Origin of the sequence: Sorangium sp. So ce1036 (genome assembly GCF_051369805.1) — a bacterium.
GTDB classification, from domain to species: domain Bacteria; phylum Myxococcota_A; class Polyangia; order Polyangiales; family Polyangiaceae; genus Sorangium; species Sorangium cellulosum_F.
Genome location: NZ_JBBMOX010000001.1, coordinates 4,777,103 through 4,790,686 on the forward strand (window position 1 = coordinate 4,777,103; position 13,584 = coordinate 4,790,686).

Below are 13,584 nucleotides of genomic sequence, written 5' to 3' on the forward strand. Positions count from 1 at the left end.
AGTGGGCCCGCGCCACGCGCCTCACCGCGTTTACGCCATCATGGATCGGGGGAGAGGTCGATGTGCGCGCGCGCTGTCGCTGGACGGGGCGCGGCCGCGGATGTGGGCGGCGCAACAGGGGCTCTAGAGCGTGAGCTCGGCCCTCACGGTCGAGTCCTCCAGATCGCGCGCCAGCCGGAACCCGAGCTTCTGCGCGACGCGCTGCATCTCCTGATTCTCGGCCATGATGTCGGCGCTGATGCGGGCGAGCCGCTCGTCGCGGGCGATCTGGACGAGCATGCCGAGGAGCCTCGACCCGAGCCCCTTGTTCTGGTGCTCGTCGCTGACCAGGATGGCGAACTCCGAGTCGTCCGTGCCCGGCAGCTTGCTCAGCCGGGCGACGCCGATGATCTCGCGCTCCGCGCCGCCCGCGGGCGGCCGCTCGACGACCAGCGCCATCTCGCGGTCGTAGTCCACGAAGCAGACCCGCGTCAGCCGCTCGTGCGCCGTGCGCCGATCGAGCTGCATCGGGTAGAAGTACCGCAGCCGCACGGTCCGCTCCGAGAGCTTCTGGTGAAACTTGACGAGGAGCGGCTCGTCCTCGGGCCGGATCGGGCGGATCGTGAAGCGCTGTCCGTCCTTGCTCGTGATCTCGGTCACGTACTGTGTGGGATACTCGCGGATCGCCGACCGCGGGAGCGCCGACTCCGGTGTGTCGGGCGGGTGCAGGACGACCCGCGCGTCGAGGGCGATCACGCGATCGGCGCTCACGGCCAGAGGGTTGATGTCGATCTCGCCGATCCACCGCTGCTCGATCACCATCTGCGAGAACCGCACGAGCAGGTGCTCCAGCGCCTCGAGGTCCACCGGCGCGCGGCCGCGCACGCCCTTGAGGGCGCGGTAGATCCTGGTCTGTTCCATCATGCGCCGGGCCAGCGTCGCGTTGAGCGGCGGCAGGCCGAGCGAGCGGTCCCGGAAGACCTCCACGAGCTGCCCGCCGGCCCCGAACAGGAGCACCGGGCCGAACTGAGGATCGATGGAGCTGCCGAGGATGATCTCGTAAGCATCCTTCAGCGAGATCATCGGCTGCACCGTCACACCCTGGAAGTGCTGCGCGCCGGCCATCCGGGAGACGCTCTCCCGGATCTCGTCGAACGCCCGGCGGACGGCGCCCTCGTCGGCGAGGTCGAGCTTCACGCCGCCCACGTCGGTCTTGTGGGTGATCGTCTTGCTGTACACCTTGAGGACGACCGGATACCCCATCTGCCGGGCCGCGGCCGCGGCCTCGTCCGCGGTCCCGGCGGTGGCCGTCGGCACCGTTGGGATGCCGTACGCGGCCAGGAGCTGCTTGGACTCGTGCTCGTCCATCAGCGTCCGGCCGGACGCTCGGGCGGCGGCGACGAGCGCGCTGGCCCTCTCGCGATCGACCCCCACCGCCCGCTCGTCCGGGCTCGGCGTCTCGTACAGGCCCCTGAGGTTGTACGTGTAGCGGTACATGGAGCAGAACGCGCGCGCGGCGACGTCGGGGTACTCGAACGTCGGGATGCCGGCGCGGTTCAGGATCGATTTGCCCGCCTCCACCTCCACGCCGCCCATCCAGCTCGCCAGGACCGGCTTGCCGTCGAGCTGCGCGAGCTTGCGCAGGGCCTCGGCGGTCTGGGTGGATTCGGTCATGTCCTGCGGGGTGAGGATGACGAGCACGCCGTCGTTGTCCGGGTCCTTGGCGCAGACCTGAAGGGCCCTCGCGTACCGGTCGGCGCCGGCGTCGCCGAGCACGTCGACGGGGTTGTTGTGGCTCCAGGCGGCGGGGAGGAAGCCGTTCAGCTCGTTCACGATCCCGGGCGAGAGCGGCGCCGGCTCGCCGCCGTGCGCGACGAGGGCGTCGGTCGCGAGCACGCCCGGGCCGCCGGCGTTGGTGACGATGCAGAGCCGGTTGCCGCGCGGCCGCGGCTGCTTGGCCAGCGTCTCGGCCATGGAGAACAGGTCGGCGATGTCGTTCACGCGCAGCACGCCCACGCGGCGGAACGCCGCGTCGAGCACCTCGTCCGAGCCGGTGAGCGACCCTGTGTGCGACGCCGCCGCCTTCGCGGCCGCCTCGCTGCGACCGGGCTTGATCACGATGATCGGTTTGTTGAGCGCCACCTCGCGGGCGGCCGACAGGAACGACCGCGCGTCGCCGATCGACTCCATGTAGATGAGGATGCTGGTGGTCTTGGGGTCGTTGCCGAGATAATCGATGAGATCGCCCCAGCCCACGTCGAGCATCGAGCCGATGCTGACGAAAGCGCTGAAGCCGACCTGCTCCTTCAGGCTCCAGTCGAGCACCGCCGTGCAGAGCGCGCCGGACTGGCTGATGAACGCCACCTTGCCGGGCCGCGCCTGCCCCTTCGCGAACGTGGCGTTGAGCCCGCCGATCGGGTTCATGACGCCGAGGCAGTTCGGGCCGATGATACGCATCTTGCCGCGGGCGCGCTCCATGATCCGCTGCTCGAGCGCCGCGCCCGGCGCGCCCAGCTCCTTGAAGCCGGCCGAGATGACGATCGCGCCGGGGACCCCGGCGTCCACGCACTCGCCGATGAGCCCCGGCACGGTCGCGGCCGGCGTGACGATGACCGCCAGGTCCACCCTGGCCGGCACGGCGGCGATGTTCGGGTACGCCTTGATGCCGAGGACGCTGGCCCGCTTCGGGTTCACCGGAAACACGGTCCCTCCGAACGGGTTGCTGATCAGGTTCCAGAGCACCGTGCGGCCGACGGCGCCGCTGCTCTCGGTCGCGCCGAGGACGGCGACGTTCCGGGGCTTGAAGATCGGATCCAGGCTGTGAAACTGCTGGTGAAGCACGTCGTGGGCACGGTCCGTCTTGGGCAGGGGATCCACCATGAGGCTCCTCGCAGGGGTGTGCGGCGGGCGCTTCCGGGCGCATCGCCCGGGGACACCGGCGGCTGTCTTGCCATGGTGCCGGGCGGGATGCATCGGCCGTCTCCGGGGCGCGGGCGGGCGCGGGAAGATGCAGATTCGTCCCTTGCGCCCCTTGCGCCCTTGCGGTTCTCTCTTTCCCGCTCATTCCACATCCACCCCCCATGGCCCACGCCCCCGAGGCCGCCGCGCCCGTCGCGCGGACGGCGCCCTTCGCGACCCACGCCGCCCTCCTCGCCTGGCTCTCGCAGCACGGCATCACCCACGTCGCCCGGCTCAACCTCGAGGCGCTGGCGCCGGGCGTCGACCCCGCCCTCTGGCCCGAGCTGCGGGCGCTCGGCGCGCGGCGGCGCCTCACCGAGCTCGCGAGCGCCGAGGCGCTCGCGGGCGCGCGCGCGTGGCTCTCGCCCTCGCGCCTCCGGGACGCCCTGCCGTCCCTGGTCGCTCGCTTCCTCGAGGACGCGCGCGCCGAGGCGGACGAGGCGCGCGCGGCGCTCCCCGCGCTGCTCGAGCCGCCCGAGGAGCCGCGGGCCCGCGCCGTCCACGCGCGCCTCCGCGAGCTCCGCGCGCGCGTGCCCGACGCCGTGGCCCCGCGCCCCGCCCGGGCGCTCGCGGCCGGCGCGCTCCGGTTCGACGCCGCGCTGCCCGGCTTCCGCCTCGACGACCCGCGGCCGTTCGAGTCGGCGCTGCCCGCTTCGCCCGGCTTCGTCGTGCCCGAGGCCCGGCTGTGCCTCGCGCCCGGCGCGCTCCGCGCCGAGTGCACCTGCGGCGCGAGCGCCTGCGTCCACGCGCTCGCCGCCATCGACGCCGCGCTGCGCTGGCTGCGCCAGCCCCCCGGCGACGCCTTCTTCGAGGCGCTCGCGGAGCTCGATCGACCCGCCTGGGAGCGCACCCTCCTCCTGCTCGACAGGGCCCTCGACGAGAGCCCCGCGGCGCGCGCCGGCGTCGAGATCACCTTTCGCCTCGACGTCCTCGACGACGCCCGCGTCGAGGTCGCGCCCTGGCTCCACCGCCTGAACAGGAAGGGCCAGCGCGGCGGCGCGGGCACGCGCCTCACCCGCCGGCGCCTCCTCCAGGAGCACGGCGCGAAGCTCTCCGCCGACGACGCCCGCGTCGCCGCGCTCCTGCCCGACGGCGACGGCCTCGCCTCGCGGGCGCTGCTCGAGGCCCTCATCGGCCACCCGCGCCTCGTCCTCGGCGAGGCGCCCGACGTCGCGGTGCGCATCGAGCGCGCGCCGGTGGGCCTCGTGGCGGAGGAGCGCGGCGGCGCCGTGCGGGTGAGCGCCGGCGTCGACGGGACGGCGCTGCCCGCCGCGCTGCTCGATCGCGTGCGCCGGGCCCGGCCCGAGGAGGCGCTCTTCCTCTGGGACTGGGACAGGGACGCGCGGCGGCTCACGCTCCTCGACGTCAAGCCGGAGCTCCGCGCGCTGCTCGGCGTGCTCCAGCGCGAGGGCCACGTCTTCCCGCCGGAGAGCCGCGGCGCCCTGCTCGGCGCGCTCGCGCGGTGGGCGCAGCGCCTCCCGGTCGCCATGCCCCGCAGCGTCATGGGCGAGTCGGTCCCCGCGGCGCTCGCGCCGGTCCTGCGCCTCACGCCCCAGCCGGCCGGCGCGGTCGAGGTCGAGCTCCGCGTGCGGCCGCTCCCCGAGAGCCCGGCCCTCGTGCCGGGCGAGGGCGCGCGCGACGTGCTCGCGCGGCGCGGCGAGCGGGCCCTGCACGCGGTGCGCGACCTCGACCGGGAGGCGGACGCCTTCCGGGCGCTCGCCGCCGAGCTCCCGCTGGCCGGGGCCGAGGCGCTTCCGCTGAGGTTCCAGTTCCGCTTCGCGAGCGCGGAGGGGGCGCTGGATCTCGTCGCCGCCTGCGCGCGGCGCGCGCCCCCGCCCGAGCTCGAGTGGGTGGGCACGCCCCTGCGCGTCGTGGGCGCGGGCGGCCCCGGAGCGCTCAAGGTCGTGCTCGAGCGGCGGCGCGCGTGGTTCGGCGTCCTCGGCGGCCTGAGCGTGGAGGGCGAGCGGGTGACGCTGGCCCGGCTGCTCGACTCGGCGCGGCGCAAGGAGCGCTACGTGGAGGTCACGGCCCACACCTACGTGGAGCTGAGCGAGGCCCTGCGCCGCCACCTGGAGCGCCTGTCGGACCACGTCCACGCCTCGCAGCACGGCCTCTCGGTGGGCCTCTCGGCCGCCGAGGCGCTGCGGGCGCTCGAGGCCGACGGCGCCGCGCTCGAGGCGGACGCCGCCTTCCGGCGGCTCGTCGAGCGCGTCGCCGCGGCGCGGGAGCTCTCGCCCGCGGTCCCGGAGGCGCTCCGGGCCGAGCTCCGCCCCTACCAGGTCGACGGCTTCCGCTGGCTCTCGCGGCTCGCGGCGTGGGGCGCGGGGGGCGTGCTCGCCGACGACATGGGCCTCGGCAAGACCGTGCAGGCCCTCGCCTTGCTGCTCGATCGCCGCGAGCTCGGGCCCGCGCTCGTGGTCGCCCCCACCTCCGTGGCCTTCAACTGGGTGGCCGAGGCGGAGCGCTTCGCGCCCTCCCTGCGGCTCACGCTCTACGCGGAGGCGGCCGACCGCGACGACGCGCTCGAGTGGCTCGGGCCGGGCGACGTGCTGGTGCTCAGCTACGGCCTGCTCGTCCGTGACGCCGCGCGCCTGTCCGCCCGGCGCTTCGCGACGGTCGTCTTCGACGAGGCCCAGGCCCTGAAGAACGCGACCACCCAGCGCGTCCGGGCCGCGCGGGCGCTCCAGGCGGACTTCCGGTGCGCGCTCTCGGGCACGCCGATCGAGAACCACCTCGGCGAGCTCTGGAGCCTGTTCGCGGTCGTCTTCCCCGGCCTCCTGGGCGGCTGGGAGTCGTTCCGGAGCCGCTACGCCGCGCCGATCGAGCGGCAGGCCGACCCGGCCGCGGCGCCCGCGCTCGCCCGCGTGCTCGCCCCGTTCCTCCTCCGGCGGACGAAGGCCGAGGTCGAGGCCGAGCTGCCGGCGCGCACCGAGGTGCGCGTGCCGGTCGTGCTCTCGAGCGCCGAGTGGCAGCGCTACGAGGACGCGCGCCTCGCGGCCCTCTCCGATCTCGAGTCGCGGAGGTCGGCGCTGCGGCAGCAGGAGCGGCGCGTCGAGGTCCTCGCCGCGCTCACGCGGCTCAGGCTGCTCGCCTCGCACCCGCGCCTGCACGACCCGCGCTCCGAGCTCGGCTCGTCCAAGCTCGCGCGCTTTTTGGAGCTCGTCGAGGAGCTCTGCGCCGAGGGGCAGCGCGCGCTCGTCTTCAGCCAGTTCACCTCGCACCTCGCGCTCGTGCGCGAGGCGCTCGAGGCGCGCGGCGTCGCGTACGTCTACCTCGACGGCCGGACGCCGCGCGCGGCGCGGGCCGAGCGGGTGTGCGCGTTCCAGGAGGGCACGGCGCCGCTGTTCCTCATCTCGCTCAAGGCGGGGGGGTTCGGCCTCAACCTCACCGCGGCCACGAACGTCATCCACCTCGACCCGTGGTGGAACCCCGCGGTCGAGGACCAGGCCTCGGACCGGGCGCACCGGCTGGGCCAGACGCGGCCGGTCACCATCTACCGCCTGGTGGCGCTGGGGACGATCGAGGAGAAGATGCTGGCGCTGCACGCCGAGAAGCGCTCGCTGGTGGCCGAGGTCCTGCGCGGCAAGGACGAGGCGGCCCGGCTCTCGACCGAGGATCTCGTGGGGCTGCTCTCCCGGCCGCCCGGGCCGGAGGCGCGGGGCGGGTAGGCGGGGCAGGGGGGGCAGGCGACACGCGCGCCGCGCGCGAGGGGAGGTGGGTGCTCGCCAACCTCTCGGGCGGAAACGTCGTGCTCGCGCCGCGCCGCGCCGCGCCGGCGTTCGACGCTCGGCGCTCGGCGCTCGGCGCTCGGCGCGGGAACTTTTTGCATCGCCCGGCGTGTCCTGGGAGAGGAGACGGCGTACGGCTCTCCTCCTCTCGGTCCGACCCAGTGCCTTCGTTTTCCCGCTCCTCGTTCGTCGACCGGCTCCTCGCGGAGCTGCCGAGCCTCCTGCGCGCCGCGCGCCGTCTGACCCGCTCGCAAGAGGACGCGGAGGATCTCGTGCAGGCGACGGTGGTGCGCGCGATCGAGCGGCGCGCCGACCTGCGCGACGAGGAGCGCATGCGCGCGTGGCTGCTCCGCGTCGAGCGATCGGTGCTGCTCAACGCGACGCGCGGCGCGCGGCAGCGCCTCGAGGTGATCGAGGGGGGCCGCGGCGCCGAGTCGGTGCCGGAGCCGCGGGGCGACCTGGAGGCGGAGATCGTCGAGCGCGGGCTCGACGACGAGGTGGAGCGGGCGCTCACGAGCTTGCCGCAGGAGTGGCGCGAGGCGCTGCTCCTGCGGGAGGTCGAGGATCTCTCGTACGAGGAGATCGCCGAGCTGAAGGGGTGCCCGGTGGGCACGGTGCGATCACGGCTCTCGAGGGCGCGGCGCGCGCTGATCGAGCGCCTCTCCGAGCGGCGCGAGGTGACGTCATGGCAGGGTGCGACGACGACTGGTTCGAGAACATCTCAGCGTGGCACGACGGCGAGGTGACGCCCGAGGACGCGGCGCGGATCGAGGCGCACCTCGCCGGCTGCGCGCCGTGCCGGGGCGCCGCGGAGGCGCTCGGTCGCGTGCGGCGCGCGCTCGTCGCGAGGGCGGACCCGGAGGTCCCGCCGCGCGTGCGCGAGCGCGCCGAGCATGCGGCGCGCGGGGCGGACCCGGAGGTCCCGCCGCGCGTGCGCGAGCGCGCCGAGGCTGCTGCGCGCAGGGCGCGCGCCCCGCGCGCGTGGCCGTGGGCGATCACGGCGGGGCTCGCCGCCGCGGCGGGCGTCGCCGCGCTGCTCGTCGGCGGCCCGGGCCGGGGCGTGAGCGCGGCGATGGCCGACGAGCTCGTGACGCACCACGTGCGCGGGTTCGCGCGCGAGCGTCCGTGCGACATCGAGTCGTCGGACCCGGACGCCGTCGCCGGCTGGCTCGAGGGCCGGCTCGGCTACGCCGTGACGGTCCCGGCGCTGCCCGGGGCCCGGCTGCTCGGCGCGCGCCTCTGCCAGATCGAGGGCACGCGCACGGCGGCGCTCATGTACACGAGCGGGGAAAGCCCGCTCACGGTGTTCGTCCCGCCGCCGAGCTCCGGGGCGGCGACGGCCGCGCGCGCCCTCGCGGGCGGCGGCGTGGGGTGCACGAGGGGGCCGCTCGGCAACGTGATCTGCGCGAAGAGCGTGGCGCAGCCGATGCTGGCCGTGGCCGAGGTCGACGCGGCGGCGCTCGCGCCGGCGCTCGCGGGCGCTGACCTGTCCATCACGAGGGATCCATGACGATCGGTTCGCTGCTGACGCTGTTCGGCGCGGGGCTGTTGACGTTCGCGTCGCCCTGCGTCCTCCCGTTGCTCCCCGTGTACCTCGCGACCCTCGGCGGCGCGGGGGTGAACGGCGGTCCGGACGGCGCGACGACGCGCCGCGTGCGCGCCGCCGGCCTCGGGTTCGCGCTCGGCCTCACGCTCGTGCTCGTCGCGCTCGGCGCCTTCGCGTCGGCGATCGCCGGGGGGCTCGGGGCCCACCGGCGCGCGCTGGTCGTGGCGGCCGGCGTGCTCATGGCGCTCTTCGGCGCGAAGCTCCTCGGCGTGCTGCGCCTCCCGTGGCTCGATCGCGAGGCGCGCCCGCTGCTCACCCGCCTCCCGCGCGCGGACGGCTTCTGGGGGGGCCTGCTCTTCGGCGTCGGCTTCGCGGCGGGGTGGACGCCGTGCGTCGGCCCGGTGCTCGGCGCGGCGCTGACGTACGCGGCCAGCGCGGGGGCCGATCCGCTCCGCGGCGCGATCCAGCTCGGCGCCTACGCGGCGGGGCTCGCGGCGCCCCTCGTGGCGGCCGCCTTCGCGGCGCCCACGGCCATCGCGCTCGCCCGGCGGGTGGCGCCGGCCACGCCGACGCTGCAGCGCGTGATGGGCGCGCTGCTCGTGGCGCTCGGGATCGCGTTCGCCAGCGGCCGCCTGGACGCCTTCACGCCGGGGCCCGCGGCGGTCGCGGCGGAGGGGGCGCCGTGCGAGGGCGGCCCCGAGGGGGCGTGCGGGTGCGACGGCGGCCCCGCGGGGGCGTGCGGGGTGGGGGTGGAGGAGGGCGCTGCTCTGGCGCAGGGCGACGTCGCGCTCCCCGTGGGGCAGCCTCGCCTGGTCGAGTTCGAGAGCGCCGATTGCGCCGTCTGCAAGCGCATGGCGCCGCTCGTGAGGGAGCTCGAGGCGCGCTGCGCCAAGGAGGCCGGCACCCTGCTGCGGATCCGGGTCGACGAGCCGCGCGGGCGGGCGCTCGCGGCCCGCTACGGCGTGCACTTCGTGCCGACGTTCCTCGGCATCGACGCGGCCGGGCAGGAGGTGGAGCGCGCCGTGGGCGAGCTCCCTCGCGAGCGCCTCGCGAGCCTGTTCGGAGACGTCCGCGGCGAGGCTTGCCCCCCGACGCTCTGACGGATCCGGTGTGGGGATCGCGCGAGCGCATTCGCGGGCCGGCGGGCCAGGTCCCGGAGCTGGGATGTCACGCGGGGCCTTTCTCGGGAGAGGACGGTAGGCTTGTAGCGCTGCTGCGGGAAGTTGCCCCGGATCAGCAGAAGAACCGCCAAGACGCCAGGGCCGCCAAGAGGAGAGGGGGAGGGCCGTCCCAGCATTTCCCCTCCTGTTACCCTTATTTCTTGGCGCCCTTGGCGGCATGGCGGTTCGCTCTCCAGGCCGACTTCCCGCAGTAGAGGTAGGCTTGTAGCCCCCTTGGCAGGCGCGCATGGCGGGCGCGCAGCCCCCTTGGCAGGCGCGCACGGGAAGGGCGGCGATGTTGTCCATCCAGCCTGGGAATCGCCATCTCCGCCCTCCGGGCCGCACGTCATCGCTCCTTTTCCCAGAGGGGCTTGCGCTCTGGGGGCGGGAGCGGCGCATCTCGCCTCCGGGGCGCGCTCAGGCGAGGAGCGCTGCCCGGAGCCTGGCCCACATGCGCGGATCTCCCAGGCCGGCCAGGGCTCGCTCGAAGGCCTCGTGCTCGTCGCGGTACATCGCGCGTTTGTCCGGGTGCTCTCGCGACGCTTCCACGTTCGCGATCCGGTCGGCCAGCTTGAGGATCGCGGCCTGCGGGTGCTTCCGGATCTTCTCGTAGGCGGATCGGTTTCGTTCCTTGCGGCTCTCGCCGGTCCCGGTCACCGCCCACACGAGCGCCGCGACCTCCTCGCCGAAGCGCGCGGCGATCTCCTCGCGCGTGGTGTCGGTGTCTTCCACGGTGTCGTGCAGCCAGGCGGCGACGCCGAGCGCTCCGCCGTACCCGTACGCCGAGAGCACCGCGCGGACCTGGGCGAGGTGCACGACGTACGGCAGCTTGCCGTACCGCTGGGCGGCGTGTCGTTCCTCCGCGAGGCGTTGCGCCGCCGCCTCGATGGCGTGCTGGTCGGCCTTCGCGCCGGTCGAGGGCGTGGGAGCAGGGGGTTCCGGCATGGTTCCAGCGTAGAGGAGTCGAGCCCGGCGTGCACAGGGGGAATCCGGCCCGGTGAGCGAACGTCCGGGGTGAATTTTGATGCAGGTTGATGGGGTCGGATGGGGGGCTGGATCGAATTTTCAATTCAGGTTGGGGGCTCTGGGCAGGCTCCGGGTTGAATTTCAATTCAGGTCGGGGGCACTGGTCAGGCTCCGGGTTGAATTTCAATTCAGGTCGGGGGCACTGGTCAGGCTCCGGGTTGAATTTCAATTCAGGTCGGGGGCACTGGTCAGGCTCCGGGGTAATCGTTTTCAGTTCAGGCGGAGCGCCGGCCCGCCCTCGCGAACGACGAGCGCATCGCGCAGCCTGGCGAGCTCCCGCCCGCTCGTCTCGGCGATCGTCGCGCCCCCGCGCGGCCAGCCGTTGACCACGCCCGGCGTGAGGACCCCCACGCGCGGCCTCGGCGCGCAGGACGTCGAGACTCCCAGCCACATGCAGAGAGGCGCGCGCCAGGAATGGGGAGCGGCGGACCCGTCGCGGCGCCTATTCGGTGCGCAAGATCTGCCTATTCGGTGCGCAAGATCTGGAGGAGCGTCTCGGTCGTCGCAAACGCCTGGTCAGGTGACCCTGCGGGGGCGGACTGGTCCGCCTGGAGCGTCCGCTGCCCCTCCGCCTCCGCCAGTTCCTGTGCGAGGAACTGGATCAGCCTGAGCTTATCAGCACGCGGCAAAGACTGGATATCCGGGAGCAGTTCCACGAGGGACATGGCGCATTGCCTCGACTCGAAATTCTACCATCGGGCACTCATCGTCGCAAGCGCTGCCGCCTTGATGAACAATCCGTCGGGCTCGCTCGTGTCCGCGATCCGTCGGGGCGATCGACGCTTCACGCCACCTCACGATGTCCGAGTGCCCAGATAGTACGTTGTCACCGAAGCTCGTCCCGGGGTCGTCGCTCACGGGGCCTGCGCTCCAGCGGGCCCCTTTTGTGGCCCGCGTGCGCTCCGGCCCCCCCCGCGACGACCCCGGGACGAGCTTCGGTGATGCAGTACTGGCGCCGTGGCCATGGGCTCACTGGGCCCATGGGGGCACCCGATGTGCAGTTGAGGAGATCGAGAGGCTGCTGCCAGTCATGCACCCCTCCGAGGTACACTCCGGATTCCTGACTTGCGATACGTCGCGTCGGGATCCGGCCGGTTGTTCCGGTGGCCGAACCGGGTCAGCTCGGCGTCTTCAGATTTCAGAACTCAGGCCACCCGCAAGCGCGCGTTGAGGACGGCTCCCTCGACGAGCGCGCGGCCGAGAGGAGCGCAGCGACGAGACCATCGAGGCGAGCCGGCGCCGACATCCATGTCGGAGCTCGCCGCGGCGCGGGTCGTGGCGAGCGACGGGGTGCGCGATCACGAGCGCCTGGGCTATCCTCGATGGCCATGACCGCCGGCGCACAAGCCTCGCCGAGAGGCCCCTCTCTGCGGATCGTCTGCGTGAACGACGTGTACCTGCTCGACAACCTGCCGCGGCTCGCGACCCTCGTGCGGCGCCGCGCCGCCGGGCCCGCGGATCGCTTCATCGCGGTGATGGCCGGCGACTTCCTCGCGCCGAGCCTGCTGTCGAGCCTCGATCACGGCAGGGGCATGGTCGACTGCATGAATGCGCTGCCGATCACCCACGCCATCTTCGGCAACCACGAGGCCGACGTCGAGCTCCCGGAGCTCAGGGCGCGGGTGCAGGAGTTCCGGGGCACGTGGCTCAACACCAACATGCCCTCGTTCGCTCCGGCGCTGCCGACGCACGAGATCCTCGACCTCTCGAGCCCCGGCGGGCGGACGGTCCGGATCGGCCTCCTCGGCCTGCTCGTCCATGCGCAGGGCCTCTACCGACGGGACGCGTTCGGGGGGATCGACATCGAGCCGGCGAACGAGGCGGCCCTCCGCTGGACCCGCCGGCTCCTCCGCGACGAGGGGTGCGCCTGCGTGATCCCGATCACGCACCAGAGCCGCGACCAGGACCTCGCGCTCGCGCGGGCGCAGCGCGATCCGCGCTTTCCCGTGATCCTCGGCGGCCACGAGCACGAGGTGAGCCTCGACGACGTGGACGGCTGCTGGGTCGTCAAGGCCGGCACCGACGCGGAGAGCGCCGCGATCATCGACCTCGTGTGGCCGGCCGATGCGCCGCCTGCCGGGGTGCCCGACCTGCCCGCGGTCACCGTCCGGATCGAGGACGTCGGCGCCCATCCCGAGGATCCGGCGATGCGCGCGCGGGTCGACCGCCACATGCAGATCGTGCGCGACCTCGACGCGGCCACCCTCCTCCGGCTCCCGCCGGGGAGCGCGCTCTCGTCCATCGGGACGCGGGTGCAGCAGACCTCGCTCGGGGCGCTGCTCTGCTCGCGGATCCGCGACGCCCTCGGGGCGGACGGGTGCCTCTTCAACGGCGGCGGCATCCGCGGCGGCCGCGCGTACCGGGAGCGCTTCACCTACGGGGACCTCAAGGCCGAGGTGCCCTTCAGCAACGAGGTGGTGGTGGCCCTCCTGCCGGGCCGCGTCGTCCGCGATGCCGTCGCCGCGTCGCGGTCGCGCGCCCCGGTCCAGCACGCCGGTTACCTCCAGATCGACGACCGGATGGCGACGGACGCCCGAGGCGTCCTGACCGCGATCGACGACCTTCCGCTGGTCGAGGATCGCGAGTACCGGATCGCCCTCCCGCGCGGGCTCCTCGGCGGCATGGACGACATCGCGCCGCTGGTCCGCTTCGCCGAGGAGCACCCGGAGAAGGTGCCGCCGGCGGACAGCGGGCGCGAGCCGAAGCTCGTCCTCGTCGAGTCGTTCGCCGCGGACCTCGTCCGCCAGCTCGGGGCCTTCGAGGCGATCGACGCCGACGGGGACGGCCGCGTCTCGGCCGAAGAGCTGGGGGCCGCCATCGCGACGGCGACCTCCGAGACGCCGTCACAGGTGGTCGTCGGCGAGATGATGAAGGCGCTCGACCGCGACGGCGACACGCTCGTGACGCGCGGCGAGGTGGACGCGCTGTCCTCCCCGTCGGAGCATGGCTACGAGGATTGAGGGACCCCTGCGCACGGAGCTCGAGGGACGCGGAGCGCCAAGCGCGTCGCTTGCGCGTCAGGAGGGGATGCCGGATCCCATCGATTCAGGACTCAGTGAACCATGGATAGCGTTGCCTCGTGGTCTCTTCTGCTCTTCATGATGATCGCCGCCCAGGGTTCGGCATGAGCGGCAGCTTCCAGCTCGCCGGAGCCTGCCCGCTCGCTGGGGGGCAGGCGCTTCTGTCC

9 protein-coding genes are annotated in these 13,584 nt (G+C 74.0%); 5 read left to right on the forward strand and 4 right to left on the reverse strand.

The annotated features are described in order from the left end of the window. Window positions 1–123: 123 nt before the first annotated feature. Window positions 124–2,859, reverse strand: coding sequence for a bifunctional acetate--CoA ligase family protein/GNAT family N-acetyltransferase (locus WMF31_RS17970; protein WP_436603122.1), 2,736 nt, complete (start codon window positions 2,857–2,859; stop codon window positions 124–126). A 200-nt stretch (window positions 2,860–3,059) separates the two neighbouring features. On the opposite strand from WMF31_RS17970, the gene WMF31_RS17975 reads away from it, so the two are divergent. From WMF31_RS17975 to WMF31_RS17990, 4 genes are all read left to right on the forward strand, one after another. Further along, complete coding sequence (locus tag WMF31_RS17975) at window positions 3,060–6,605, forward strand: SNF2-related protein (RefSeq protein ID WP_436603123.1); 3,546 nt, start codon at window positions 3,060–3,062, stop codon at window positions 6,603–6,605. 221 nt (window positions 6,606–6,826) lie between these two features. Further along, window positions 6,827–7,411 (forward strand): RNA polymerase sigma factor, encoded by a 585-nt coding sequence (locus WMF31_RS17980; protein WP_436603124.1) that lies wholly within the window; start codon window positions 6,827–6,829, stop codon window positions 7,409–7,411. Continuing rightward, on the forward strand, window positions 7,351–8,175 hold the full coding sequence (locus WMF31_RS17985) for an anti-sigma factor family protein (protein WP_436603125.1): 825 nt from the start codon (window positions 7,351–7,353) through the stop codon (window positions 8,173–8,175). Before WMF31_RS17980 ends, WMF31_RS17985 begins: the two co-directional genes overlap by 61 nt. Then, a complete protein-coding gene (locus WMF31_RS17990; protein WP_436603126.1) occupies window positions 8,172–9,311 on the forward strand; it encodes a cytochrome c biogenesis protein/redoxin in 1,140 nt (379 codons plus the stop codon). Before WMF31_RS17985 ends, WMF31_RS17990 begins: the two co-directional genes overlap by 4 nt. 477 nt (window positions 9,312–9,788) lie before the next feature. On the opposite strand, the gene WMF31_RS17995 is transcribed toward WMF31_RS17990, so the two are convergent. The 3 genes from WMF31_RS17995 to WMF31_RS18005 form a co-directional block, all read right to left on the reverse strand. Continuing rightward, window positions 9,789–10,316 carry an HD domain-containing protein gene (locus WMF31_RS17995; protein WP_436603127.1) on the reverse strand — a complete coding sequence of 176 codons (528 nt, stop codon included), beginning with the start codon at window positions 10,314–10,316 and terminating at the stop codon, window positions 9,789–9,791. A 291-nt stretch (window positions 10,317–10,607) separates the two neighbouring features. Beyond that, window positions 10,608–10,790, reverse strand: a complete 183-nt coding sequence (locus WMF31_RS18000) for a hypothetical protein (protein ID WP_436603128.1) — start codon at window positions 10,788–10,790, stop codon at window positions 10,608–10,610. Window positions 10,791–10,861: 71 nt separating this feature from the next. After that, the gene (locus WMF31_RS18005) at window positions 10,862–11,062 is read right to left on the reverse strand and encodes a hypothetical protein (RefSeq protein WP_436603129.1); all 201 of its coding nucleotides are present in this window, start codon (window positions 11,060–11,062) and stop codon (window positions 10,862–10,864) included. 717 nt (window positions 11,063–11,779) lie between these two features. Here WMF31_RS18005 and WMF31_RS18010 point away from each other — a divergent pair. Beyond that, on the forward strand, window positions 11,780–13,357 hold the full coding sequence (locus WMF31_RS18010; protein WP_436603130.1) for a 5'-nucleotidase C-terminal domain-containing protein: 1,578 nt from the start codon (window positions 11,780–11,782) through the stop codon (window positions 13,355–13,357). The last annotated feature ends 227 nt before the right edge of the window (window positions 13,358–13,584 follow it).